Raw genomic sequence first — 24,717 nt, forward strand, 5'->3', positions numbered from 1 at the left:
ACACAACTGCTTATGAAGAAATATGGAATATTAGCCGGGTTACTGTTAGCTGCTTTTATTAGTTGTAAAACTACGCAGCCCTCCATCAGCCCTGCAACCGCCGTCCCTTCCCTGGCTGCAGGCCCTGCATGGGCCGCCTTATGGCAACAGCAATCGGGCGAGTATAAAGCCCTGTGCCTGCAAGCCTACCAGCTTGCCGCCTGGAAACTGGACCAATACCTTGCCGCCAAAGGAAACAAACCATTGGCTGTAGTAACAGATATAGATGAAACGGTGCTCGACAATAGCCCATATTCCGTTCACCAGGCCCTGAAAGGAAAAAGCTATGATCCCGGAAGCTGGAAAGAATGGACCGCTAAAGCGGCGGCAGATACTGTTCCCGGCGCCCCTGCCTTCTTTAAATATGCCGCATCCAAAGGTGTTGCAGTCTTTTATATCACCAATCGTGAAGAAAGCGAAAGGGCTGCTACCCTGAAAAACCTGCAGCGATACGGGTTCCCCGATGCCGACGAACAGCATCTGTTGCTGAAATCCACAACCTCGGGTAAGGAACCACGCCGGCAACAGGTAGCCGCACAGTATGATATTGTATTGCTGTTCGGCGATAACCTGGGCGATTTTTCGGAGATCTTCGACAAAAAGCTGTTCGAACAACGCAACAGTAACGTGTTGCAGGCCGCAGGCCAGTTTGGCAGCCGTTTCATCGTGCTGCCTAACCCCATGTATGGCGATTGGGAAGGCGCGTTATACAATTTCCAGTATAAACTGACCCCTCAGCAAAAGGATAGTATATTGAGAAGCAGGATGAAAAACTATTAATAAGATCAGAGGCCTCGTTACTTGCGAGGCCTCTGATCTTATTTACAAACTAATCACTTTAAATACTGTGCGCCTGTTCTGCGCTCTTCCTTCTTCTGTATCATTGCTGGCTACCGGATCAGCTTCTCCATAGCCCTTCGACGTTAGCCTCTCGGCTGCCACGCCTTTGCCTGTAAGGTATTTAACTACTGCGGCTGCGCGGTTGCCCGACAATACCAGGTTAGCCTGGTCGCTACCCACATTATCCGTATACCCGGCTATCTGGATCTTCATGGACGGGTTGTCTGTCAGTAAAGCTACCAGCCTGTCTAACTCCACCCTCGATTCCGGTTTGAGATCATATTTATTACTATCAAAGAAGATATTGTTCAATACTACGCTGGCATTTAAACTGAGCGCCTGCAAGGGAATATTCTTTTCGAAAGGAGTATCTGAATGATGTGTTTTCAGGCTGAAGTTGTCTGAATAGAAAAGATATCCCGGCTTTCCTACGTGTACGGCATAATCGCCGCCCACAGGCAGCGGCGCCAGGTATACGCCATTGGCATCCGTATTAACTGTTGCTATGTTATTCCCGGTTTTCAGGTCTATAACGTTGATAGTAGCAGTTAAGCGGTCATGTTTCAGCGAATCGTACACATAACCGCGAACGTATAACGTTTGCAGCGGCCTGGCTTCCGGGTATAATTCAAAACTGTATATATCCAGCGCCCCGCGGGTGTCTGACCGTTCCGATGCAAAATAGGCGGTAGTGCCGTTGGCATCTACAACCAGCGATGCATCTTCGTCAATTGTATTGATCGGGTAGCCAATATTAACTGCGGGGCCCCAACTGCCATCAGGTTGGCGGCGCGAATAGTAGATGTCCATATCTCCATAGCCGGGGTGACCGTTGGATGCGAAGTACAGCGTTTGCCCGTCGGGGTGCATAAATGGCGTTCTTTCGTGACCTGTGGTATTGATATTAGGTCCCAATGCTTCTGCTGGTCCCCATTGCCCGTTAGGCATACGTTTGCTTACATAAATATCCGACCCGTTGGCCTGCGTTTCCCTGGCAAAGTAGAGGGTTTGCTTGTCGGCGCTCAGGCTGGGTTGCGATTCCCAGTCGCGGGTATTGATATTAGCTCCCATATTCTTCGGGGCTGTCCAGCCATTGGCTGTTTTTTCGGAGAAGTAAAGATCGCAGCTTCCTTTTCCTTCCGGGAAATCGCAACCTGTAAATATGAGCAATGTTCCGTCCTGCGATAGGTTCTGTGCGCCCTCATTGAAAGAGGAGTTGACCGGTTCTCCCATATTCCGCGCCAGAGACCAGTGGTTCAGGCTATCGCGGGTCGTGATAAAGAAGTCTTCATTCCGTCCGTTGATCCGCCGGGTGAAGATCAGGGTACGGCTGTCGATGGTCAAGGTGGGGAAGTATTCAGCGTCTTTGCTGTTTACAGCATCTCCCATATTTTGCGGCTGAAACGGAATATTTTTACCATAGTTGGCGGCGAAGGTATAACTGGCTTTCAGCTTTTCGGCTGCAGGGCTTTTGCGGCCATCGGCCAGGTACTCTGTAACAAGGTTTAACGCCTCCCTGAAATTTCCGGTACCGGCAAGGGCTTTGGAGTAAGGAACGGTTACAAATCTCAGTGCGGTGTTATCCAGTTGTTTCAGTTTTTCGAACGCTTCTTTGGCTGCCGCATAGTTCTTCATTTCAACATAGCACATACCCAGTTGTCCGTAGGCGTCTGTAAAGTTGGGCGCAACTTTAATTGCTTCCTGCAGGGCCTCCACGGCCACTTTAGGCTGGTATACCCTCATTGCTTCCACTGCTTTATCGAAGCTGGCTTTAGCCTTTTTGGGCGCATTCTCGTAGGTTACCGACTGCCCCCTGGAAGCAAGGCCGGTCAAGAGTAGAAAAAGTAGGGGAAGATAGTGTTTCATAGTTGTTTCGTTATACTATTAACGAATATAGGAATACAAAGTTGTGTGGGTTTCACGCAGAGATAATAAGAAAGCAAAGAAGCATAAGATTTTTTAAATAAGAAAGCAAAGAAGCAAAGATTTCCGAAAAGTAGTCTTTACTCCTTTGCTTCTTAATATTCGCTTCGATCAAATGATCTTTGCTTCTTTGCTCCTTTTGCCCCTTTGCGTGAAACTAAGGTACGTTGATGTACTTAGTTTCACGCAGAGATAATAAGAAAGCAAAGAAGCAAAAGATTTTTAAATAAGAAAGCAGAGGAGCAAAGATTTCCAAAAAGTAGTCTTTACTCCTTTGCTTCTTAATATTCGCTTCGATCAAATAATCTTTGCTTCTTTGCTCCTTTTGCCCCTTTGCGTGCAACTAAGGTACGTTGATGTACTTATGGATTTGCAGGCAGAGCGTCCATTGAGGATTGGCTTTCACGTAATCTATTATCAGCGGTGTCATTGCCGCGCTTTTGCTCCACTCTGGCTGCAGGTATAGTTTACAATCCGGCTTTACCAGTGCTGCATATTTTTCGGCCCAGGCGAAATCCGTTTTATTGTAAATAACCACTTTAAGTTCGTTAGCTGCGTCGCAGGCTTCCTGCAACGGGGCTTTGAACTTCTTTGGCGACAAAGTGATCCAGTCCCATTTCCCGCTGAGAGGAGAGGAGCCGGAAGTTTCGATATGCGTACGCAAGCCGGCGTTTTGCAGGGCGGTTGTTAATTCATCCAGTTGGTGCATCAGCGGTTCTCCGCCGGTGATCACTGCAATATGCCCGGGATTGGCAGCAGCTGTTGTCACAATATCAGCAATTTCAACGGAAGGATGTTTGGAGGCATCCCAGCTCTCTTTCACATCGCACCACACACAACCAACATCACAACCGCCTAACCTGATAAAGTAAGCGGCATGGCCCTGGTAAAACCCTTCTCCCTGGATGGTGTAGAACGATTCCATTACAGGCAGTGCAGTGCTTTTAATATTTGTAAGAACAGCAGACATGTTAAATTGATTAATTCTGGCTTCCTTTCAGACCGGTAGCGGCGTGATAGGTGTTTTTCAACAATGCGGCAATAGTCATTGGCCCAACACCGCCTGGTACAGGGGTGATAAAGCTTGCTTTTGGCGCTACCTGCTCAAAGTTCACATCACCTTTCAAACGGAAACCGCTTTTCCTGCTGGCATCTTCCACCCTGTTAATACCTACGTCAATGATCACAGCGCCTTCTTTTACCATATCGGCAGTCACGAAATCAGGTCGGCCAATGGCGGCAACGATGATATCGGCCTGCCTGCAAATTTCGGGTAAATTATGCGTTTGTGAGTGGGTAAGTGTTACAGTGCAGTTACCAGGATAAGAGTTCCGGCTGAGCAAAATGCTCATAGGCGTACCTACGATATGGCTGCGGCCTATTACCACGGCATGTTTACCTTTGGTTGGGATGTTGTAATGTTCCAGCATCAGCATAATACCATAAGGAGTAGCGGGAATGAAGGTAGGCAAACCGCTTACCATTTTACCAACGTTCATAGGGTGAAAACCGTCAACATCCTTGCTCGGATCTATTGTGTTGATCACCAGCTCTTCGTTGATATGTTTAGGTAAAGGCAACTGTACCAGGATACCATCCACTTCCGGGTTTTCATTCAGCAGAATGATCTGGTCCAGCAGGTGCTTTTCAGAAATCTGCGCATCAAACCGCAGTAAAGTGGAGTCATACCCGCATTCTGCACATGATTTTACTTTGGAAGCAACGTAGGTTTCACTTGCAGGATTATTACCTACCAATATGGCTGCCAGGTGAGGAGCTTTTTTACCAACAGCCTTTAATGCCGCCACATCCGTGGCTAATTGGGCTTTTATAGCCTCAGAAACTAGTTTACCGTCTAAAATTTGCATGTGCAAAGGTAAAGGTTTCTCGCAAAGCAGCAAAGTAGGCAAAGGGACGTAAGATTTTTTTAAGGGACATAAGGGGTTTATTTTAAGTGGCAAGGGGCTGTGATAGAGAGAAAATCTCTTAAAATCTCTCTGCCCCTTAAAAAAATCTTACGTCCCTTTGCCAACTTTGCGACTTTGCGTGCCCCCCGCAGTTCAGCAAAACAAGCCCGCCACCGGACTTGCTTTGCTCAGGCGTTGCGCCTGTCAGGAACATTGCGTGTTGAATCAGTGGAAATTATAAGGCAAAAGATGAATATGGTATTTATAGTAAATATGGTATTACCGTTATCAGATCACCGGCGCTGCTGCCAGGATCTCTTCATCCGCCGCTGAAGCGTATTTTTCGAAATTCCGGATAAATTTCTCCGCCAGCCCCTTCAGTTTTGTATCGTACGCGGCTTTGTCTTCCCAGGTATCACGCGGGTCAAGGATTTCGGATGGGATTCCCGGACAGTTGTCAGGGATCGCGAACCCGAATACCGCCTGCCTGTGATAGCTTACGTTGTCCAGCCTGCCTGTTAATGCGGCTGTGATCAGCGCCCTGGTGTAACATAAGCGGATCCGGCTGCCTATACCGTGCGGACCGCCTGTCCACCCGGTGTTCACCAGCCATACCCTTACATCCTGGGTATGCATTTTTTCGCCCAGCATCTGTGCATACGCTGCGGGATGTAAGGGTAGGAAAGGAGCGCCGAAACATGCGCTAAAGGTGGATGTTGGTTCTGTTACTCCAGCTTCGGTACCTGCTACCTTGGCTGTATAGCCGGAAATAAACTGGTACATGGCCTGGCCTGGCGTCAGCCTGGCGATAGGAGGTAAAACTCCGGACGCGTCGCAGGTCAGGAAAAATATATTTTTAGGGATATTGCCGATAGCAGGGACCTGTGCGTTGCTGATAAATTCCAGCGGGTAGGATACCCTTGTATTTTCGGTGATAGACTTATCAGCGTAGTTCACTTCGTCGGTGCCTTCGAAGAAGGTTACATTTTCAAGCAATGCTCCTTTCCTGATGGCGGCATAGATCTGCGGTTCCTTTTCTTCTGAAAGATCTATTACTTTGGCATAACAGCCTCCTTCAAAATTGAAAATACCTGAAGATGTCCAGCCATGCTCGTCGTCGCCTATCAGTTTCCTGGAAGGGTCGGCGCTCAGGGTTGTTTTACCTGTACCGCTCAGTCCAAAGAATACGGCGGTATCGCCATCTTCTCCGATGTTGGCAGAACAGTGCATGCTTAATACCTGCCTGTCGTGCGGCAGAATGTAGTTAAGTACAGTGAAGATACCTTTTTTGATTTCCCCCGTATAGGCGCTGCCTCCTATAATTATTACCTTCTTTGTAAAATTGACAACAGAGAAATTTTTCTGGCGGGTGCCGTCGGTTGCCGGATCTGCCACGCAACCGGGAGCCTGGATAACTACCCAGTCTGTATCCTGTGTTGCCAGCTCGTCTTCTGTTGGTCTTAAGAACATATTATAGGCAAACAGGCTAGACCATGGCAGGGAGGTGATCACTTTAATGTTCACGCGGAAGTCCTGGTCTGCACAGGCATAGCAATCGCGTACCCATACTTCTTTTCCTGTAAAGTATTTTGTGATCTTGCTGTAAAGGCGGTCAAAATGTTCTTCAGAGATTGGATTGTTAAACTCGTTCCAGTTAACAGTGTTCGTTGTGATGGCGTCTTTTACTATAAACTTGTCTTTGGGGCTGCGGCCGGTGTATTCACCGGTATTAACCGCCAGCGCACCATTGTCGGCATATTTTCCTTGCTTACGGGCAACTGATTGCTCCGCCAGTTCGACAGGAGATAGCTGGTAGAAAACACGGGATGCGTTTTCTATTCCCAGTGCTCTCAGGTCAGCAACAGGATTCCTTACGCTACTCATTTGCATAAAAGCAAGATTGTTTTGGTGTATGAGCAAAGCTATGACTTTTTTGATATTGTCAAATTTAAACCCCCTTAACTCGTTAAAATTTAGAAATTAACAATCAAAATGCCCTGCTTTATTAAGATCTTTTTAAGATGGCAGGTTTTCGTTGCAGGATCGAATGCGTAGTTTTGCTGAATTTTCGATTTGTCAATTTATCCTGCACTGAATCCGCATTAACCTGGTTGCCAGACAGCCTTTTTCTGCTCCGTTTATAAGCGACCGGGTCCCGAAGTGCAAAAATTTACCTAGGTTTGGACCATCATTAGAAACAAAAGAGATATGAAAAATCTGCCTTTAGATCCGCAGTTGTTCGTTAAGAACCGTGAACGTTTCGTGGCAAAGATGCAGCCACACAGTATAGCTATTATCAACTCCAACGATGAACTGCCGACAAATGGTGACGCGCTTTACAAGTTTAAGCAGAACTCTGATCTGTACTGGCTTACAGGTATAGAACAGGAAGATACAATGGTGATCTTTTATCCTGATAACCCTGATCCTAAATATCGTGAAGTATTGGTGCTGGTTCGACCTAACGAGTTGAAGGAAAAGTGGGATGGACACAGGTTGCGTAAAGATGAAGCCTATGCCGTTTCAGGCATGAGCACCGTGGTATGGCTGGACAGCCTGGATGCATTACTACAGCAATGGATCCATGAAGCCACTAATATTTACCTGAATACAAACGAAAATAACCGTAAATCAAACCTGGTACCGGTAAGGGATTACCGCTACGCACAGGAAATGAAACTCCGCTACCCGTTGCACAACTACCTGCGCGCGGCGCCTATCTTTAAAGAGCTGCGTTCTTCCAAAACGCCTGAAGAGATCCAGGTAATGCAGGTAGCCATGGATATTACGGAAAAGACCTTCCGCCGCCTGCTGAAATTCATCAAGCCGGGGGTAGGAGAACATGAGATCCATGCTGAGATCATGCACGAATTCCTCCGCAACCGCGCCAATGGCGAGGCTTATGGTTCTATCATTGCTTCAGGCGACCGCGCCCGCACGCTGCACTATGTAGCTAACAACCAGGAATGTAAAGCCGGCGAACTGGTATTGATGGACTTCGGCGCTGAATATGGCGGTTACAATGCAGACCTTACCCGTACTGTTCCGGTAAGCGGCAAGTTTACACCCCGCCAGAAAGAGGTATACAACGCCTGCCTGCATCTGCACAACTATGCAAAAAACATCCTGAAACCAGGGCTAACCATTGGCAAATACCACGAAATGGTGGGCGAAGAGGCTACCAGGGAGTTCATTAAACTGGGACTGCTTACAGAAGCAGATGTTAAGAACCAGGATCCTGAAGTACCTGCTTACCGCAAATACCTCTACCATGGTATTTCGCACCACCTGGGAGTGGATGTACACGACCTTGGGCCTTCCTTCTACCAGCCGATTCCTGAAGGCGCTGTGCTGACAGTAGAACCGGGTATTTATATAGAACAGGAGCAAATGGGTATCCGTATTGAGAACAATATCTGGGTGAAATCATCCGGTAATGTGGATCTCATGAAGAACATACCTATTACGGTTGAGGAAATTGAAGCGCTCATGAACGCCTGATTTTAAAAAAATTATGATATAAGGATGCAGGAGTTTTGGATTAAGTATATCTTGATGCAAAATTTGCTGCATCTTTCTATTTAAAAATCTGTTAATGAAACAACTACCCAATATTCTTACCCTATCTAACCTTTTTTGCGGTGCATTGGCCATTATCTGCGTACTATATGCACCGGAATACAGAGCTGAAATTAACGGAACCGACTATACGGTGATCACGCCCGAGCCTATCTACTGGGCTTCTATCCTGGTTGTAATTGCGGGGATTTTTGATTTTTTTGATGGAATGGCGGCCCGTTTGCTGAAGGTGCAGGGCCCGATGGGTAAGGAATTAGATTCGCTGGCCGATGTAGTGACCTTTGGAGTAGTTCCCGGTATGATGTTATACAGGTTGCTGAGAAGCGCTTATTACCAGTCGCCCGACGTATTCGAGGTGTCGTTGTTCAACCTGGCGCCGGCCTTGCTGGTACCATGTTTCGCTGCCTACAGGCTGGCTAAATTCAACATAGATACCCGACAGTCGGAGAATTTCATAGGCGTACCCACACCGGCAGTTGCCTTGCTGGTAGCATCTTTCCCGCTGATCGTGCTGTTCAATCCTTTCAATCTCGCCTCCTGGCTGCAGAATATCTGGGTATTGTATGTGATCATTGCCCTGCTTTGCTACCTCATGGTAGCCGAAATCCCGATGATCAGCCTGAAATTCAAGAACCGGAGCATGGCCGATAACTGGCCCCGTTTTTTACTGATCCTGCTTACCATAGTGAGTATCCCGGTATTAAAATTCGCCGCAGTTCCATTTATTTTTATTGTATATGTGCTGCTGTCGTTGATCGTACCGCCTAAAGTGACGGCAAAATCCTGATCAACACGCTAAAAATCCAAGAATTCCAAAATTTTTGATGTAGGTTTGCGGCAAAATTTCTAATAAAATGACATTTACTGCACTTATCAATGTGATGCCGCTGAAAGAATTATTGGACCCTCAGGGTAAAGCTGTACTGGGTGGTCTCATGAATCTTGGAATGGGCCAGGTGCAAGATGTGCGGATTGGTAAGCACATTACGCTTCAAATTGAAGCCGCCAGCCAGGAAGAAGCAAAACAAATCGCTGAAAATGCCTGCCAGAAACTGCTGGCAAACCAGGTAATGGAATCTTTCGAAGTAACAATACAATAATTGCTTCCAGGCAATTTTTTTAAGAGCGCAGCGGAGAGAAGATCTTCCCTTGCGCTCTTACTTATCTTCACACCAGTGAGGCAACCGGCTGATCATGAAATTATATATCGTTCCATCTCCGATAGGTAATCTTGCAGATATCACTTACAGGGCTGTTAAAGTACTGGAAGAGGCCGACCTTGTACTGGCCGAAGATACCCGTACATCAGGGGTGTTGCTGAAACATTACCAGATCAATAAGCCGGTAACTCCCTATCATCAGCATAACGAACATAAGATCACCCAGCACCTGGTGCAGCAACTGCAGGAAGGCAAAACAATGGCCCTCCTTACAGATGCCGGCACTCCCGGCGTTTCCGACCCCGGTTTTTTACTGGTGAGGGAATGTACCCGTGCAGGCGTGCCTGTGGAATGCCTCCCCGGCGCCACCGCTTTTGTTCCTGCCCTTGTTAACAGCGGCATTCCCATGAACCGCTTCGCTTTTGAAGGTTTTCTTCCCCTGAAAAAAGGCCGCCATACCCTCTTAACTCAACTAGCCACAGAAGAACGCACCATCGTGTTCTACGAATCGCCCATGCGCCTTGTTAAAACGCTGGCAGACCTTATCCAGTATTTCGGCCCCGACCGCCCTTGCAGCGTAAGCCGCGAACTCACGAAACTTTTCGAAGAAAACAAACGGGGAAGCCTGCAGGAAGTGCATGACTATTTCTCACAAAAAAGCGTTAAAGGCGAAATTGTAGTAGTAGTGCAGGGATTATCGTAATTTACGGGAAATCGCTTTCATGAAACCCGGAGATCTTATCGCACATCGACTGATCAACCATCAACTTCTTTCTTCCACATTTAAACATCCAAAAGAACTGGTGAGCTGGATGACAGCTATCCAGGCGCAGGAATTTGCCAGTTGCCAATGGGCGCTGGGAGCCCGTTTGCCGCATTTAAAAATAACCGATGTCCAGGCTGCGTTAGCAGAAAACGTTATTGTACGAACCACCGCTTTGCGGGGTACCCTGCACCTGGTAGCGGCAACGGATATACGCTGGATCACCGGGCTTGTAGCCCCGGCCATGAGAACGAAGATGGGCAGCAGGCGCCGGCAGCTGGAAATGGATGATAGATTCCTCAACAAAGCCCTTAAAACAATAGAAAAAGCCCTGAAAGGAAAACAGGTGCTCTCCCGCAACGAACTGGCAGAGGTGCTGCAACGGAACAAGGTAAAGACCGACGACGGCAGGATGAACCATATCCTCTACGAGGCGGCATTGTCGGGCATTATCTGTAATGCGCCTGCCAAAGGCGATTATATGTTGCTGGAAGAATGGATACCGCCGGCTCCCGCCATCAGCAAGCCGCAGGCATTAAAGAAACTGGCGGCAGGATATTTTGCCAGCCATGGCCCCGCTACCCTGGCCGATTTTACAGCATGGTCGGGCCTTTCGGCTACCGACGCAAAAGCCGGGTTAGCAGCCGTACAGCACGAGTTAACAGCTGTTGAAATAAACGGCGCGCAATACTGGAGTGTTCCCGCTCCCGTTACTCAGCAATCATCGGCCTTCCTGTTACCTGCCTTCGACGAATACTTCATCGGGTATAAAGACCGCAGCATGCTGGCAGATGCTGCGTACGTAAAGCAGATAATGACCGTAAACGGTATCTTTAATCCTATAATGTTGCTTGATGGGCGGATAGTAGGATTGTGGAAAAGGACCATCGATAAAAAAGGAATAGAGCTGAGCCTGGCGCCATTTGAGAAACTAAAGAAGAAGGAACTGAAAGCGTTTGAACCGGAGGCGGAGCGCTTCGCTGACTTTATGCAGCTGCCCCTGAATCGTTTGACCATGTAAGCAACCAGTTATCAAGTTTGTAGTGTTGCCAGTGGCAAAATGTTTATTTTAGCTGTTTAATCAAAACGTGAAGGAATGAAGTTTCGGGTTACAACGGCATACCTGGCAGCATTTGCAGCGCTGGCCGGGGCCTGGTCGCAGGCTCACGCACAGTCTGACCGCTGGCAGCAACGTGTGAAATACACGATGGATATCCAGGTAGACGCTCCTGCTAATCAATTCAAAGGAAAACAACATCTGGAGTATTTCAACAACTCTCCGGATACGCTGAAGAAAGTCTTCTATCATCTTTACTGGAACGCATTTCAGCCTAACAGCATGATGGATGTGAGAAGCCGTGAACTGGGGAAAATTGCCATAGGCAGAGACAGAAGCGGAAATATAAGATATGATTGGGACGCAAGGGTTCGCGACCGCATTTCCAAGCTGAAACCTGATGAAATAGGTTACCAGAAGATCATCTCTCTCACCAAAGATGGAAAACCCCAACAGTTCAAGGTTGTAGAAACTATCCTGGAAGTGCAGCTGGACAAGCCTATCCTGCCGCATTCCAAAGCGGTGTTCGATATGGAATTTGAATCGCAGGTTCCTGTACAGATCCGAAGAAGCGGCCGCAATAACTCCGAAGGTGTGGATTTCTCCATGTCGCAGTGGTATCCAAAAATGTGTGAATATGATTACGAAGGATGGCATCCTACTCCCTACATTGCCCGCGAGTTTTACGGCGTATGGGGAGATTATGATGTGAAGATCACCATCGACAAAAAATATGTCATCGGCGGTACCGGTTACCTGCAGAATCCTAATGAGATCGGCCACGGATATGAAACACCTGGCGTTAAAGTGAACCGCCCGGCAGGAGATAAGCTGACCTGGCATTTTATTGCGCCTAATGTGCATGATTTCATGTGGGCGGCAGACCCGGACTATAAGCATATTACCCAGAAGGTTGATGGTTTTACCGCGCATTTCTTTTACCTGGAAAACGATACTACGCGCAAAACCTGGCCGCAACTGGCAAAAATGATCCCTGCTGCATACGCCTATATCAAAGCGCATTACGGGGCATATCCTTACCAGCAATACTCTTTCATCCAGGGAGGCGATGGCGGTATGGAATACCCAATGGCTACACTGATCATGGGCAACGGGAAAATGGACGGCCTGTACGGGGTAGCGATGCACGAATGGATGCACAGCTGGTACCAGGGAATGCTGGCAACCAACGAAAGCCTGTACCCCTGGATGGATGAAGGATTTACCACTTTCGCCGAAAACAATGTGATCCACAATACGATCGATTCCCTGAAAGGCCGTAATGCACAGGCAGATGCCTATAAAGGTTATTTCAACCTGGCAGCCAGCCCCTTCGAAGAACCTGCATCTACTCACTCAGATCATTATAACACGAACTATGGCTATAGCCAGTCGGCCTACAACAAAGGCGCAGTGTTCCTGGAGCAACTGGGCTATGTGATCGGCGCACAGAACAGGGATAACGGCCTGTTGCGCTATTACAACGAATGGCGTTTCAAACATCCTAATGTGAACGATTTTATCAGGGTAATGGAGAAAGAAAGCGGGATTATGTTAGACTGGTATAAACAATATTTCATCTATACAACCAAGCATATCGACTATGGCATCGACAGCGTTTATGCCAAAGGAAATAAAACAGTTGTAAGATTGAGGAAAGTTGGGCTGATGCCTATGCCTGTGGATCTGATGGTGACAGACAAGCATAACAACAAAGTACTGCACTATATTCCGCTGTCTATCATGTTTGGAGAGAAACCGAATGAGGACCCTTCTGTTAAGCGTGTAGTCGATGAGGTTTGGTTCTGGACCAATCCTACTTACGAAGTGGAAATTGATACGCCGATGAACGAAATACAGTCGCTGGAAATAGATCCGAGCCAGAGAATGGCGGATGTTGACAGAAGCAATAATAAAGTAGTGGCTTAATAGATTTATGGGTCAGGGTATAATATAACTGTTATTCCCTGGCCCATTTTTTTTCGGCAGTTTGTTGCCCTATCTCCAATAACTCTTTCATGGTGCCTGGATCAAATTCCAATCCTCCCATCGGCGCCGGTAGTGCTTTCTCTGGTTTGATGATATGCAGGTCGATGACCTGTTTGTTTTTGAATGGGTTGTTATCCGTTTCAAAGGCCTGTTCAACAGCTTCGGGGCTCATACCGCTGTTCAGGAGATTGTTCTTTACCTGCTCCAGGTATTGCAATGTTGTGTTCTGTGCATGGACAAGGCTTATATCTGCGGGGTTTAAGGCCAGGGTATCCTGGTCTATTTGTCTTTCCAGCAGGTCAACTACATCTTTATAGTAAATGCTTTTATTGATATTCAGGTCCGGGCTGAGTTGAATAACATAAATGCTGGTAGCGCCTCTTGCAATGGCGAGGCGGATAGGAGAATACAGTTCGCCGCCGGCGGTGAAGTATTGTTGTGCAAATACGCCGGGTACCTTCACTTCTACCGGGGGCATGAACACGGGGTTGCTGCAGGCTCCCAGTACTGCTTCCCTGAAGAGATTGACCTCTTCGGTGCGTTGGATGTTGAACACATCTTTGGAGGGCGGTACATTGGGGCTGAAATAGGTAATCTGATTGGTTTGCAGGCTTAAAGCTGCAATAAAGATCTCTTTCTCTGTTTTTTTCAATGCATCAAACCGGGCTTCAGTAAAAATGTTGTTGAGTTTCTGGATAAAGGCAGTATTGTTATAAAGAGAATTACTGCCTGGAAATCGTTGCAGGAGATTGCCTGTATTAATCAGGTCGGCTGTTCTGTTGAGGGTGAAGAGTTTTTCAAGCAGATTGATTTCGCCTAATGCTGCGAGTGATGTAACAATTGCACTGGTGCCAGTGCCGCAGAAGATGTCGAATTGCTGTGGGGAGGGTTGTGAATATATGTATTTCAAAACTCCTACTGCAAAGGCAGCCCTTGAACCACCGCCGCAAAGGACTAATGCAGTTTTAGCCATTGGATAATCAGTTACGCTCTCTCTAATTTAATTAAAAAATCAGTTGTTGAAGCTGATTTTCCCAGGATTGTCCAACGGGTTCCAGGTCCTGGATCTTTCTCAGGTGGTGTTTGGTATGGCAGATAATGAAATAGAGGCTTTCGCGCATGGTTAGTTTACCCATCAGCGGATGCGGCAATCTGTATTTATCAAGTTCAGGTTCTGTCCATTCGGCCAGCTTCCTGTTTAGTTTCTGGTGTAAGGAAAGAAATTCTGACAGCAGGGCTATTTTTTGCGCAGGGTAAGCAATGCCCGGCATCCATTCTTTGATGCTGCTGCAACCATTTCCCTGCAGATCATCGTACATGGCGCTCACCTGGTCGTAGGAGCGGGAAGGCGATGAACTGACGCCATAATACCGTAAAGTGATCTTCGGGTATCCAAGCCCGTTACAGGTAGGGCGAATGGATTTTACCAGGTGTTCCAGGTGCTGACCTGTAGACCATTGGCCGTTTAAGGCTACGGTGAAGCGTATATCGGGGAGCGCACTGATGTAGTCGACTAATTCGTCGAATTCCTCATCCAGCCTGTTTCGAATTTTCAATTGGTTCAGGTACATAGGAATGATATTTTAGGGTTCAAAATCACAATTTCAACAGCTCAATTAAATTAATACCGGCGCCATCGCAACCTCGCTGAAGGTACGCCAGTTTTGCGTGTTGGCCAATTTTTACGAATATATTTTAATTTATTTTATGTATTTTTTTGGAATGATGGATGAGCTGGAATGTGATTTTTTGAATTAAAAACTTATATTATTCTAATATATCACACATAAATCCTTGTTCTCTAACAAAAGCAACAATCTCCTGTTCGGCTACTTCCAGGTCTGCTATCCGCAGCACTTTATCGCAATCCTCCAGGTCTACATGACAATTGCTCACATGGAAACTGGTTGAGAGAGCCTGGATCAGTGTTTGCCGGGCTTCCGGTGTTCCGATATTGGTTTTAAATACGCCGATCATAATGCTACAGTTTAAATATTAGGTTCTTCCCTGCCAGGTTCTTTAGGCTTGGGTTCAATGTCGTCCTCTTTCCAGAAGTCGCGGCCCCAGGAATTAAAGCCGGCGCTGCAACGTTTTTTCCATAGATCACGCATTCTTTCTTTCTCTTCGTCTGTCATATTCTCCATCTTATGGCGAAGACGTTCTTTCCATCTGCCCTTCGGGCCTCCGCCATGGTGATTATGCCAGCCGAACAATAGTTTGCCAAGTAAAAGAAGTCCCAATGCCTGCCAGAAAGTGACATGCGGGCCATTAAAGAGTTCCGGTATAAGGCAGTTCCACAGGGTCATTGTCAGGAAGCCTACGGCTGCGATGAACAATGCACCCAGGAAGATAAATTTAAGTATGTGAAGTCCTTTTCTTCCACGACCATTACGGTAGTTCATAACCAAAAGAATTAAATTAATCGTTTAATAATTCGCTGTAAACATCTGCCAGTTTTTCCCTGAGCATTAATACAGCATAGCGTTTGCGCGACAGAAGGGTGTTTACGCCGATCCCTGTTTCTGCACTGATCTCCTTAAATGATTTCCCTTCCAGTTCATGCGCAATAAAAACTTCGCTTTGTTCACGGGGCAATTCGGCAATCGCCTCCATGATCGCTTCATATAATACTTTCCTGATCAGGGGCGCATCGGCGCCTTGTTCCCTGGAGGCCAGCAGTTCCGGTAACAGCAGTACTTCCTCTCCTTCAACCTCCCGGGTATGATCTGCAAAAGGAGATTCTTTCTTTTTCCGGAACCAGTCGGTGATCCGGTTACGGGTCACTGCAAAGAGCCAGCCCGTAATTGAATCGATCTGGCTGCCCAATCGCAGGTATTCAGTGAACTGGGACAAAACATCCTGCAAAATATCCTCCGCATCCGACGCATTGTTTACCCGCTGACGGATAAAGTTCAGTAGTCGTTTGCGCTCCTGTTTCACAGTGGCTTGTATGCGTTCGTTCTGTTCCAGGGCCATAATATTACTTGAAAGGGCAAGCTGTTTCATCTTAATAAGGATGACGAAGCAGCGGGAAGGATATTTTAAAACCGGTAAAATTTTTTTTTCACGCAAAGGAGCTAAGGAGCAAAGAAGCAAAGGAGTTTTGATTGAAGCGAATTTTAAGAAGCAAAGGGAACGAAAATTATGTAGCATAACACAATCTTCGCTCCCTTTGCTTTCTCTTTTTTCTTAATACAGTTCTTTGCTTCTTTGCTCCTTGGCACCTTTGCGGGAAACATCAACTCTTCGCCAGTACCACGTATTTTTCTTTGAAACTTTCTTCGGGGAAGATATCGTAAACCTTTACGAGCCGGGGTTTCAACCCGCTTTCGGAGATCTCCTGTGCCAGGTCGCCTCCTTTGAGGCAGATCAGTCCTTTTTCGAACTGCTTGCCCGGAACAGTGGATTTCTTCATCAGCGATTTGCTCCATCTCCACAGGTCGCCCAGGGGTGCTACCGCCCTGGAAACCACGATATCAAATTTCCTGTTTTTAATCTCTTCCACGCGGGTATGCGCAGTGGTTACATTTTTCAACCCTAATTCTGCCGCTACTCCTTCTACCACTTTTATCTTCTTACCAATAGAATCTACCAGGTGAAACTGCACTTCAGGAAAGAATATAGCCAGCGGAATACCCGGGAAGCCTCCGCCGGTGCCCAGGTCCAGGATCTGCGTACCCGGTTGGAAGTCTGCCAGCGCAGCAATACTGAGAGAATGCAATACATGCTTCTCATATAATGCGTCGATATCTTTACGGGAGATCACATTGATCTTCTCGTTCCAGTCCTTATATAATCCCTGTAACGCGCTGAACTGCGCAACCTGTTCAGGTGTGAAGTCGCTGAAATATTTCAGAATAATTTCCATGCCGCAAAAGTAACCAGTATTCCCCTCTTTTTAAGTGATTACCACTTGTTTTTGGATTTAAACAGCAGGGCAGGGGTGAAAATCACATAATAGAAGACCATGAATATATCCATCAACCAGCTGAATTTAAACAGGTCGCTTTCATCCAGCTTTTTCATGGCAGCAAAAGTAATGACAGATTGTACCAATACTTTAAAACCAAATATGCCTAATACATACCATAAGATCGGGGGAGCGAAGAAAAGACCGAATATAAACGCGGGGTAAAAAAGGAAATGGGTCAGAGAGAAAAGGCCTAAAACGAATTTATGCCCGAAGCGGTAATGCTTACCGGTCGACATATGCCTGGTCTTTTGCTGGAACCAGCTTTTCCAGCTCAGCTTAGGTTCCGAATAAGTAAACGCCTGTTTATTGATCACTACCCCAACATTCCTGGGGGTGGCGGCAATGTTTACAAACAGGTCGTCGTCGCCGCTTGCCAGGTGCTGGTGACTGGTAAAACCTTTATGTTTGAAGAACAGGTCACGCTTATACGCCAGGTTACGGCCAACGCCCATATAAGGCATACCGCTCATGGCAAAGGAGAGGTGTTGCAGCGCGCTGAAAAAAGTTTCATAGCGGATCACCTTATTCAGGAATCCCGGCTTTTTGTGATAAGCGCCATATCCCAGCACAATTTCTTTGTCGCCCGAAAATCCCTGGCTCATTAACGATAACCAATAAGTGCTTCCTGGTTTACAGTCGGCATCTGTCAGTAATACTTTGTCGTACTGCGCACCTTTAAGCCCAATAGACAAAGGATATTTTTTACCGGGGATGAATTTGGCAGCCTGTTTTATTTCTATATGCCGGTAGTGTGGATAACCTGGCTCGATAGATTGGAGATAGTATTTGGTATCGTCTTCCGAATTGTCGTTTACCACGATCACTTCGTATTCAGGTTTCATGTGCTGATGATAGCGCTGTTGCAATACGCCCGGCAGGTTTTTCTGCAGGTTCAGCTCTTCATCCTTTGCACAGATGATAACAGAAAAAGGCCCGTCCGGTATCTGGTCCAGGTCAAATTTACGTCTATAGAACGCTACCCGGGAAAAGATAAAAAGGTAATAGAATATCTGGATTCCGGCTACGGCAGCAAAAAAGTATAAGGCAATTTCACCTAGATGGTCAAGCATAATGCTGGCAAAAATATAAAATTTTTGTTATCTGTAAAAAGAATTAGATCATTTTTGATATACTCTTAAAAGGAGGTTAAAAAAGGGAAAATCATCCTGATCTTATGACGAAAATAACCTGAATCCCGGAATCTATTCAATATCTTTGCCGCCTGAAAACTTGAAGTGTGAACTTTGAACTCATAACAACCGATACTCATAGTAAAGCCCGGGCCGGGAAGATCACAACCGACCATGGGGAAATAGCTACGCCCATTTTTATGCCTGTAGGAACGGTAGGCAGTGTGAAGGCTGTTACACAGGAACAATTGCGCGACGCTGTTCAGGCCCAGATCATCCTGGGTAATACCTATCATTTATACCTCCGCCCCGGACTGGAAGTATTATCCAAAGCCGGCGGTTTACATAAATTTAATGGCTGGAACCGTCCTATCCTTACAGATAGCGGTGGGTACCAGGTGTTTTCCCTGGCGGCTAACCGCAAGATCAAGGAAGAAGGAGTGGTATTCCAGTCGCATATCGACGGTTCCCGTCACCTGTTCACACCGGAAAACGTAATGGATATACAGCGGACGATCGGCGCCGATATTATTATGGCGTTCGACGAATGCCCGCCTTATCCTTCCGAATACCGGTATGCCCGCAAATCAATGGACCTGACCCATCGGTGGCTGGACCGTTGCATCCAACGCCTGAAAGATACCCAGCCGGCTTACGGGCACGAACAAACGTTATTCCCTATTGTTCAGGGAAGTACATATAAAGACCTGCGCAAGGCTTCGGCTGAATATATTGCAGGCAGGGGATGTGCAGGTAACGCTATCGGTGGGCTGAGCGTAGGAGAACCCGAACAGGAGATGTATGAAATGTGCGGCCTGGTTTGCGAGATCCTTCCCACAGAGAAACCCCGCTACCTGATGGGCGTGGGTACCCCATGGAATATCCTGGAAAATATTGCCCTGGGCGTAGATATGTTCGACTGCGTAATGCCTACCCGCAACGGGCGTAACGGGATGTTATTCACCTGGAACGGGGTTATCAATATCAAAAATAAAAAATGGGCGACGGATTTCACGCCGATCGATGAACACAGCGCCTGTTTTGCAACCCGCGATTATACCAAAGCTTATCTCCGCCATCTTTTCGTGGCCGGCGAAATTTTAGGTATGACTTTAGCGAGTATTCACAACCTTGCCTTTTACCTGGAACTGGTCACCGAAGCCAGGAAACAGATCCTGCAGGGCACCTTTGCCAGCTGGAAAGCCAGCATGGTGAACCAGTTGAAGACGCGCCTCTAACTATAAAATAATCTAATATCTTTGGGATCATATGATCACTAAAATAGATTGGTACATTTTAAGAAAGCTGATAGGAACATTCATTTATTCCCTGATGATATTCCTGTTGATTTCTGTTGTGATAGATGTCACGGAGAAGGTAGACGACTTCATGAAAAACCATCTGTCGCTACGCGAAATCGTAGTGGATTACTACTTCGGGTTTATCCCGCATATCCTGGCGCTTTTATTCCCCCTGTTCATATTCTTATCTGTTATCTTCTTTACTTCTAAAATGGCTTACCGGTCCGAGATCATCGCCATTTTAAGTTCAGGCGTGAGCTTTGCCAGGTTTCTCAGGGCTTACTGGATAGGCGCTTTCCTGTTCGGGGGTGTTCTCTGGCTGGCCAATTTCTGGGTTGTACCAAATGCCAACCGTATCAGGACCTCGTTTGAGAATAAATACCTGCATAACCACGAAGATCAGCGGTCGCAGTACAATAAGCTATTGCGTATCGACAGCTTCGCCTATGTATCTTTCGGTACTTATGATCCTAACTACAAAACAGGAAGCTCTTTTGAACTGTTTACGGTAGATAAGCAACAGATGACTTCCAAGTTAAAGGCAGACCGTATTTCCTGGGATACCGCCACTCAAAAGTGGAAACTGGATTTCATTTCTTTTCGTACCATGAATGGATTGAAGGAAACCTGGGTCTCGAAGCAGGACACGCTCCTGAAGATCCCACTTGTGCCGAAAGACCTGATAGAAGAGAAGAACCTGCAGGAGGCCATGACCACCCCTGACCTGCGAAGGTATATCGCACGGGAAGAGATACGGGGTTCTGAAGGATTGAACACTTACCGGGTAGAATATTACCGGCGTACTGCCTCTGCGTTTGCCGTCGTGATCCTGACGCTTATCGGCGGTATCATTGCTGCCAAGAAAGTGAGGGGAGGAAGTGGGCTTCACCTGGCCTTAGGTATTGTTATCAGTGCCAGCTATATCATATTCCTGCAATTTGCTACAGTATTCTCTGTAAAAGCAGACCTGAACCCGCTTCTGGCGGTCTGGATACCCAATATTATTTTCGGCGGAGTAGCGCTTTATCTTTACAAGAAAGCGCCTAAATAAATTTTCTGAAGCGGCCCGGGAGCTGCAAAGCGGTTGTCATCACTGTTTTGCAGCTTCCGGGCCGCTTCTGCATTTAAATTCATTGCTTCTTCCCCGGGCTTATAAATATCTCTTCGCAACCAGGCTTCAAATTTTTCTTTCAAAATTTTCAATTCGTTCTGAAAAATTTACATTTCTTTAACGTCCGTTTAAATGTCATTTATTTTTTATTCGTATATGAATGATTTCTATGTGTAAAATTTAGGTGCTTTTTGTAGTGAATGAATGAATGTATCATCAATTTCTGCTGTTAATTTGACATTAAATAGTGGCCAGGGGTAGCAACTTCGTTAACAAATCGTTACTTTTGGCTATTGATCGTTTTTGATTTCATTAATAACAATAGCTGTAAAATGGGGTATATAAAAGAGAAGTTCAAGAGTAAAGCAGATGAACTTAACGTCGAAGTAAAAGACATGATCAAGAATCATGGAACCAAGAAAATTGAAGAAGTGACAGTAGGACAGGTGTATCAGGGAATGCGTGGAATTACCGGCCTGGTGACTGAAACTTCCCTGTTGGATGCTAATGAAGGGATTCGTTTTCGCGGATATTCTATTCCAGAGTTAAGGGAGCATTTGCCGAAAGTGCCTGGTGGTGCAGAACCTCTTCCGGAAGGTATTTTTCATCTGATGCTGATAGGTGAATTGCCTACAGAAGCAGATGTACAATACATTTCCAGCATGTGGGGCCGCCGCTCTCATGTACCTAATCACGTTTTTGATGCTATTGATGCGTTGCCGATCTCTACTCACCCTATGACCATGTTCACCGTTGGTATCATGGCTTTGCAAACAGAATCTTCTTTTGCAAAAGCGTATGCAGACGGGATCAATAAAAAAGATTACTGGAGCTACACCTATGAAGATACAATGAATCTCATAGCGCGTCTGCCCCGCATTGCAGCTTATATCTATCGTCGCAAATATAAAAATGGCCAGCATATTCAACCTAACGGGATGCTCGACTGGGCAGGCAACTTTGCCCATATGTTGGGTTTCTCCGATCCGGGTTTTGCTGAACTGATGCGTTTATACATGGTGATCCATGCAGATCACGAAGGTGGTAACGTAAGCGCTCATACCACTCATCTTGTAGGTTCTGCGTTAAGTGACGCTTACCTCTCGTTCGCCGCAGGAATGAATGGTCTGGCTGGTCCGTTACATGGACTCGCCAACCAGGAAGTGATCAAATGGATACTGCAGATGCGGGAAGAATTAGGCGGCGGTTCTCCAACTAAAGAACAGATAGAAGCTTATGTTCGTAAAACCCTGGCCGAAGGTAAAGTAGTACCGGGTTATGGTCATGCCGTTTTACGTAAAACAGATCCACGCTTTACCGCCCAGATGGAATTTGCTAAAAAGCATCTGCCAAATGATGAACTGGTGAAGATCGTATGGACTGTTTATGAAACTGTTCCTCCAATTTTACAGGAATTAGGCAAGGTGAAGAACCCCTGGCCAAATGTAGACGCACATTCCGGCGCATTACTGGTACATTACGGGTTGGTAGAATACGAATTCTACACTGTATTGTTCGGCGTTTCCCGTGCACTGGGCGTACTTGCATCCCTCTGCTGGGACAGGGCGCTGGGCCTTTCTATCGAACGTCCGAAATCTGTGACTACAGAATGGATGAAGCAATTTGTAGAAGGCAAAGTCGACGCAGTAACAGAATAGTTAATAGTTATAATTGTTTTTTACTAAAAAAGGTAAGTGGTAGAATTTTACCATTTGCCTTTTTTTTATTTTTGTCTTTCATCAAAATTTTTAGGTATCTCAACATTTACCGCCATATTATCCAATCCCATAGAATACCTGAAAGGGGTAGGACCCCAGAAGGGAGAATTGCTGAGAAAGGAGCTGAAGATATTTACATTCGGCGACCTGCTGCAGTATTTTCCTTTCAGGTATGTAGACCGTACGCGCATCGACAGGATAGCTGATCTGAGCGGGTATGAAGATTATGTGCAGATACGCGGAAGGATCATCAATATGGCAGTAATGGGAGAAGGAAGATCCAAACGTCTGGTAGCTACCTTTAAAGACGAAAGCGGCTCCATTGACCTGGTATGGTTCCAGGGATGGCAATGGATGCAGAAATCGTTGCGCGAAAACGTCGGCTACCTGGTATACGGCCGGATCTCCGTATTCAACGGCGTTACCCAGCTGGCGCACCCCGAAATGGACCTGCTGACCGAAGAGATCGCAACAGGAAAACAGTTCCTGGAACCTGTTTACTATACTACTGAAAAATTAAAAGCCAGGGGACTAACGGCAAAGGCTATAGGAAAACTGACCCGGAACCTGCTTGAGCAGATGTCGCCGCTGGAGATCAGGGAAAACATCCCGCCCGACATCCTGCAGCAATACCGGCTGATGCCCAGGTCGATGGCCTATTTCAAGATACACCTTCCAACCGGCGAAGAAGATGCCCGGCAGGCCCAACGCAGGCTGAAATTCGAAGAGCTGTTTATTTCCCAGATCCGCATTTGCCGGCTGAAAATGAAACGCCAGCAACATTCGCATGGTTATATTTTCAATGCAGTAGGAAAATCGTTCAACGAATTTTATAACCATCACCTGCCGTTCTCTTTAACCGGCGCACAGAAACGCGTATTGAAAGAGATCAGGAACGATACGTTGCATGGCCGGCAAATGAACCGCCTGGTACAGGGAGATGTTGGAAGCGGGAAAACCATGGTCGCATTGCTATCTATGCTGCTGGCAAAAGATAACGGCTTCCAGGCCTGTTTAATGGCCCCTACCGAAATACTTTCCCAGCAACACTATAAAAGCATTGCCGAGTTGATGGCGCCTATGGACGTTAACGTAGCATTGCTTACCGGCAGCATCAAGGGAAAGGCAAGGCGGCAGATACTGGAAAACGTAGCCAACGGCACGGTAGATATCCTGGTAGGCACCCATGCCTTGCTGGAAAAGGAAGTGGTGTTCAAAAACCTTGGCCTGGCCATCGTTGACGAACAACACCGTTTCGGCGTTGCCCAGCGGGCCCGCCTTTGGGAAAAGAACGATATCCCGCCTCATATCCTGGTTATGACGGCAACGCCTATCCCAAGAACACTGGCCATGACCATTTACGGCGACCTGGATGTTTCCGTGATCGATGAACTTCCGCCGGGCCGTAAACCTATCACCACTGTTCACCGTACCGAATGGCAGCGCCCACAGGTGATGAATTTCATTAAGGAGGAATTGAGCAAGGGCCGGCAGGCATATATCGTTTACCCGTTGATCGAGGATTCTGAAAAGCTGGATTATGAAAACCTTATGAAAGGTTATGAAGAAGTAAAAGCCTTCTTCCCTGAACCCAAATTCTATATCAGCATGGTGCATGGCCGCCAACCTGCCGAACAGCGGCAGGCAAACATGCAGCGGTTCGTGACCGGCGATACCCAGATCATGGTCGCTACCACTGTGATTGAAGTAGGAGTTAACGTTCCTAACGCCTCCGTGATGGTGATAGAAAGCACCGAACGCTTCGGCCTGTCACAGCTTCACCAGCTTCGGGGCCGGGTAGGCCGGGGCGCCGAACAATCTTTCTGTATCCTCATGACAGGCAATAAACTAAGCCAGGATTCAAAAGAACGTATAAACGTAATGGTGCAAACCAATGATGGGTTCATTATCTCCGAAAAAGATATGGAACTCCGCGGACCCGGCGATATTGAAGGAACCCGTCAAAGCGGCGTCCTGGATTTCAAACTGGCCGATATCGTTGCCGATAAACCGGTTTTAGACGCCGCCAGGGCCAGCGCCGAAAAGATCCTGGACAAAGACCCCGACCTGATTCTCCCTGAAAATCAAGGACTAAAAGATTTCCTGGCTTCCCAGAGAAGTAAATCTTTATGGAGTAAAATTTCCTGATACTTTTTACGTTTATTAATTGATGTGAGTCGAAACAGCTATATCTTTAGCAGTTCTGACCAGCGGCTCCCCGCACAAT

23 protein-coding genes are annotated in these 24,717 nt (G+C 46.8%); 11 read left to right on the top strand and 12 right to left on the bottom strand.

Annotation, left to right across the window (positions count from 1 at the left end; genetic code table 11):
* Positions 1-12: 12 nt before the first annotated feature.
* Positions 13-819: a 5'-nucleotidase, lipoprotein e(P4) family gene (locus BLV62_RS15055; protein WP_089762793.1), complete on the top strand. Its 807-nt coding sequence runs from the start codon at positions 13-15 to the stop codon at positions 817-819.
* A 42-nt stretch (positions 820-861) separates the two neighbouring features.
* Here the strand turns inward: BLV62_RS15055 and BLV62_RS15060 are convergent, their stop codons facing one another.
* The 4 genes from BLV62_RS15060 to pckA all read right to left on the bottom strand — a co-directional run bounded on the left by BLV62_RS15060 (position 862) and on the right by pckA (position 6,599).
* The gene (locus tag BLV62_RS15060; RefSeq protein ID WP_089762794.1) at positions 862-2,745 is read right to left on the bottom strand and encodes an OmpA family protein; all 1,884 of its coding nucleotides are present in this window, start codon (positions 2,743-2,745) and stop codon (positions 862-864) included.
* Positions 2,746-3,145: 400 nt separating this feature from the next.
* On the bottom strand, positions 3,146-3,772 hold the full coding sequence (locus BLV62_RS15070) for a 7-carboxy-7-deazaguanine synthase QueE (protein ID WP_225889679.1): 627 nt from the start codon (positions 3,770-3,772) through the stop codon (positions 3,146-3,148).
* 10 nt (positions 3,773-3,782) lie between these two features.
* Positions 3,783-4,670, bottom strand: a complete 888-nt coding sequence (gene folD, locus BLV62_RS15075; RefSeq protein WP_089762796.1) for a bifunctional methylenetetrahydrofolate dehydrogenase/methenyltetrahydrofolate cyclohydrolase FolD — start codon at positions 4,668-4,670, stop codon at positions 3,783-3,785.
* A 327-nt stretch (positions 4,671-4,997) separates the two neighbouring features.
* On the bottom strand, positions 4,998-6,599 hold the full coding sequence (gene pckA / locus BLV62_RS15080) for a phosphoenolpyruvate carboxykinase (ATP) (RefSeq protein WP_089762797.1): 1,602 nt from the start codon (positions 6,597-6,599) through the stop codon (positions 4,998-5,000).
* A 318-nt stretch (positions 6,600-6,917) separates the two neighbouring features.
* On the opposite strand from pckA, the gene BLV62_RS15085 reads away from it, so the two are divergent.
* The 6 genes from BLV62_RS15085 to BLV62_RS15110 all read left to right on the top strand — a co-directional run bounded on the left by BLV62_RS15085 (position 6,918) and on the right by BLV62_RS15110 (position 13,197).
* A complete protein-coding gene (locus tag BLV62_RS15085) occupies positions 6,918-8,210 on the top strand; it encodes an aminopeptidase P N-terminal domain-containing protein (RefSeq protein WP_089762798.1) in 1,293 nt (430 codons plus the stop codon).
* 94 nt (positions 8,211-8,304) lie between these two features.
* Positions 8,305-9,075: a CDP-alcohol phosphatidyltransferase family protein gene (locus tag BLV62_RS15090; protein WP_089762799.1), complete on the top strand. Its 771-nt coding sequence runs from the start codon at positions 8,305-8,307 to the stop codon at positions 9,073-9,075.
* A gap of 67 nt (positions 9,076-9,142) precedes the next feature.
* Positions 9,143-9,388: a phosphoribosylformylglycinamidine synthase subunit PurS gene (gene purS, locus BLV62_RS15095; RefSeq protein ID WP_089762800.1), complete on the top strand. Its 246-nt coding sequence runs from the start codon at positions 9,143-9,145 to the stop codon at positions 9,386-9,388.
* A 94-nt stretch (positions 9,389-9,482) separates the two neighbouring features.
* Entirely contained in the window at positions 9,483-10,151 is a 669-nt protein-coding gene (gene rsmI, locus BLV62_RS15100) for a 16S rRNA (cytidine(1402)-2'-O)-methyltransferase (RefSeq protein WP_089762801.1), read from the top strand.
* Positions 10,152-10,170: 19 nt separating this feature from the next.
* Positions 10,171-11,232, top strand: coding sequence for a winged helix DNA-binding domain-containing protein (locus BLV62_RS15105; protein ID WP_089762802.1), 1,062 nt, complete (start codon positions 10,171-10,173; stop codon positions 11,230-11,232).
* A gap of 75 nt (positions 11,233-11,307) precedes the next feature.
* On the top strand, positions 11,308-13,197 hold the full coding sequence (locus BLV62_RS15110; RefSeq protein WP_089762803.1) for a M1 family metallopeptidase: 1,890 nt from the start codon (positions 11,308-11,310) through the stop codon (positions 13,195-13,197).
* Between the two features lie 31 nt (positions 13,198-13,228).
* Here the strand turns inward: BLV62_RS15110 and BLV62_RS15115 are convergent, their stop codons facing one another.
* From BLV62_RS15115 to BLV62_RS15145, 7 genes are all read right to left on the bottom strand, one after another.
* Positions 13,229-14,230, bottom strand: coding sequence for a patatin-like phospholipase family protein (locus BLV62_RS15115; RefSeq protein WP_089762804.1), 1,002 nt, complete (start codon positions 14,228-14,230; stop codon positions 13,229-13,231).
* A gap of 31 nt (positions 14,231-14,261) precedes the next feature.
* Positions 14,262-14,828 carry a DinB family protein gene (locus BLV62_RS15120; protein WP_089762805.1) on the bottom strand — a complete coding sequence of 189 codons (567 nt, stop codon included), beginning with the start codon at positions 14,826-14,828 and terminating at the stop codon, positions 14,262-14,264.
* Positions 14,829-15,024: 196 nt separating this feature from the next.
* Entirely contained in the window at positions 15,025-15,234 is a 210-nt protein-coding gene (locus BLV62_RS15125) for a hypothetical protein (RefSeq protein ID WP_089762806.1), read from the bottom strand.
* A gap of 11 nt (positions 15,235-15,245) precedes the next feature.
* The gene (locus tag BLV62_RS15130) at positions 15,246-15,659 is read right to left on the bottom strand and encodes a hypothetical protein (protein WP_089762807.1); all 414 of its coding nucleotides are present in this window, start codon (positions 15,657-15,659) and stop codon (positions 15,246-15,248) included.
* Between the two features lie 16 nt (positions 15,660-15,675).
* Positions 15,676-16,263, bottom strand: a complete 588-nt coding sequence (locus tag BLV62_RS15135; protein ID WP_089762902.1) for an RNA polymerase sigma factor — start codon at positions 16,261-16,263, stop codon at positions 15,676-15,678.
* A 232-nt stretch (positions 16,264-16,495) separates the two neighbouring features.
* Positions 16,496-17,125 (bottom strand): 16S rRNA (guanine(527)-N(7))-methyltransferase RsmG, encoded by a 630-nt coding sequence (gene rsmG / locus BLV62_RS15140; protein ID WP_089762808.1) that lies wholly within the window; start codon positions 17,123-17,125, stop codon positions 16,496-16,498.
* 38 nt (positions 17,126-17,163) lie between these two features.
* Positions 17,164-18,300, bottom strand: coding sequence for a glycosyltransferase (locus BLV62_RS15145; RefSeq protein ID WP_089762809.1), 1,137 nt, complete (start codon positions 18,298-18,300; stop codon positions 17,164-17,166).
* Between the two features lie 167 nt (positions 18,301-18,467).
* On the opposite strand from BLV62_RS15145, the gene tgt reads away from it, so the two are divergent.
* Both tgt and BLV62_RS15155 read left to right on the top strand, forming a co-directional pair.
* Complete coding sequence (gene tgt / locus BLV62_RS15150) at positions 18,468-19,598, top strand: tRNA guanosine(34) transglycosylase Tgt (RefSeq protein ID WP_089762810.1); 1,131 nt, start codon at positions 18,468-18,470, stop codon at positions 19,596-19,598.
* 31 nt (positions 19,599-19,629) lie between these two features.
* Positions 19,630-20,712, top strand: a complete 1,083-nt coding sequence (locus tag BLV62_RS15155) for an LptF/LptG family permease (protein ID WP_089762811.1) — start codon at positions 19,630-19,632, stop codon at positions 20,710-20,712.
* On the opposite strand, the gene BLV62_RS28335 is transcribed toward BLV62_RS15155, so the two are convergent.
* Positions 20,691-20,864: a hypothetical protein gene (locus tag BLV62_RS28335; RefSeq protein ID WP_168928046.1), complete on the bottom strand. Its 174-nt coding sequence runs from the start codon at positions 20,862-20,864 to the stop codon at positions 20,691-20,693. The genes BLV62_RS15155 and BLV62_RS28335 overlap by 22 nt on opposite strands.
* Before the next feature lie 240 nt (positions 20,865-21,104).
* Here BLV62_RS28335 and BLV62_RS15160 point away from each other — a divergent pair, with 240 nt between their 5' ends.
* Together BLV62_RS15160 and recG are read left to right on the top strand one after the other, a co-directional pair.
* Positions 21,105-22,430: a citrate (Si)-synthase, eukaryotic gene (locus BLV62_RS15160; RefSeq protein WP_089762812.1), complete on the top strand. Its 1,326-nt coding sequence runs from the start codon at positions 21,105-21,107 to the stop codon at positions 22,428-22,430.
* A 36-nt stretch (positions 22,431-22,466) separates the two neighbouring features.
* The gene (gene recG, locus BLV62_RS15165; RefSeq protein WP_258522431.1) at positions 22,467-24,638 is read left to right on the top strand and encodes an ATP-dependent DNA helicase RecG; all 2,172 of its coding nucleotides are present in this window, start codon (positions 22,467-22,469) and stop codon (positions 24,636-24,638) included.
* The last annotated feature ends 79 nt before the right edge of the window (positions 24,639-24,717 follow it).

The organism is Chitinophaga terrae (ex Kim and Jung 2007) (assembly GCF_900107795.1).
Taxonomy (GTDB): Bacteria; Bacteroidota; Bacteroidia; order Chitinophagales; family Chitinophagaceae; genus Chitinophaga; species Chitinophaga terrae.

What these genes read in the sequence shown, in the direction of transcription:
- BLV62_RS15155 (WP_089762811.1), top strand. Translation starts at nt 19,630, where the DNA reads ATGATCACTAAAATAGATTGGTACATTTTAAGAAAGCTGATAGGAACA.
- BLV62_RS15115 (WP_089762804.1), bottom strand. Translation starts at nt 14,230, where the DNA reads ATGGCTAAAACTGCATTAGTCCTTTGCGGCGGTGGTTCAAGGGCTGCC.
- BLV62_RS15120 (WP_089762805.1), bottom strand. Translation starts at nt 14,828, where the DNA reads ATGTACCTGAACCAATTGAAAATTCGAAACAGGCTGGATGAGGAATTC.
- BLV62_RS15055 (WP_089762793.1), top strand. Translation starts at nt 13, where the DNA reads ATGAAGAAATATGGAATATTAGCCGGGTTACTGTTAGCTGCTTTTATT.
- rsmI (WP_089762801.1), top strand. Translation starts at nt 9,483, where the DNA reads ATGAAATTATATATCGTTCCATCTCCGATAGGTAATCTTGCAGATATC.
- purS (WP_089762800.1), top strand. Translation starts at nt 9,143, where the DNA reads ATGACATTTACTGCACTTATCAATGTGATGCCGCTGAAAGAATTATTG.
- BLV62_RS15090 (WP_089762799.1), top strand. Translation starts at nt 8,305, where the DNA reads ATGAAACAACTACCCAATATTCTTACCCTATCTAACCTTTTTTGCGGT.
- rsmG (WP_089762808.1), bottom strand. Translation starts at nt 17,125, where the DNA reads ATGGAAATTATTCTGAAATATTTCAGCGACTTCACACCTGAACAGGTT.
- BLV62_RS15085 (WP_089762798.1), top strand. Translation starts at nt 6,918, where the DNA reads ATGAAAAATCTGCCTTTAGATCCGCAGTTGTTCGTTAAGAACCGTGAA.
- BLV62_RS15125 (WP_089762806.1), bottom strand. Translation starts at nt 15,234, where the DNA reads ATGATCGGCGTATTTAAAACCAATATCGGAACACCGGAAGCCCGGCAA.
- folD (WP_089762796.1), bottom strand. Translation starts at nt 4,670, where the DNA reads ATGCAAATTTTAGACGGTAAACTAGTTTCTGAGGCTATAAAAGCCCAA.
- BLV62_RS15135 (WP_089762902.1), bottom strand. Translation starts at nt 16,263, where the DNA reads ATGAAACAGCTTGCCCTTTCAAGTAATATTATGGCCCTGGAACAGAAC.
- BLV62_RS15070 (WP_225889679.1), bottom strand. Translation starts at nt 3,772, where the DNA reads ATGTCTGCTGTTCTTACAAATATTAAAAGCACTGCACTGCCTGTAATG.
- BLV62_RS15110 (WP_089762803.1), top strand. Translation starts at nt 11,308, where the DNA reads ATGAAGTTTCGGGTTACAACGGCATACCTGGCAGCATTTGCAGCGCTG.
- BLV62_RS15160 (WP_089762812.1), top strand. Translation starts at nt 21,105, where the DNA reads ATGGGGTATATAAAAGAGAAGTTCAAGAGTAAAGCAGATGAACTTAAC.
- BLV62_RS15060 (WP_089762794.1), bottom strand. Translation starts at nt 2,745, where the DNA reads ATGAAACACTATCTTCCCCTACTTTTTCTACTCTTGACCGGCCTTGCT.
- BLV62_RS15105 (WP_089762802.1), top strand. Translation starts at nt 10,171, where the DNA reads ATGAAACCCGGAGATCTTATCGCACATCGACTGATCAACCATCAACTT.
- BLV62_RS15130 (WP_089762807.1), bottom strand. Translation starts at nt 15,659, where the DNA reads ATGAACTACCGTAATGGTCGTGGAAGAAAAGGACTTCACATACTTAAA.
- BLV62_RS15145 (WP_089762809.1), bottom strand. Translation starts at nt 18,300, where the DNA reads ATGCTTGACCATCTAGGTGAAATTGCCTTATACTTTTTTGCTGCCGTA.
- pckA (WP_089762797.1), bottom strand. Translation starts at nt 6,599, where the DNA reads ATGCAAATGAGTAGCGTAAGGAATCCTGTTGCTGACCTGAGAGCACTG.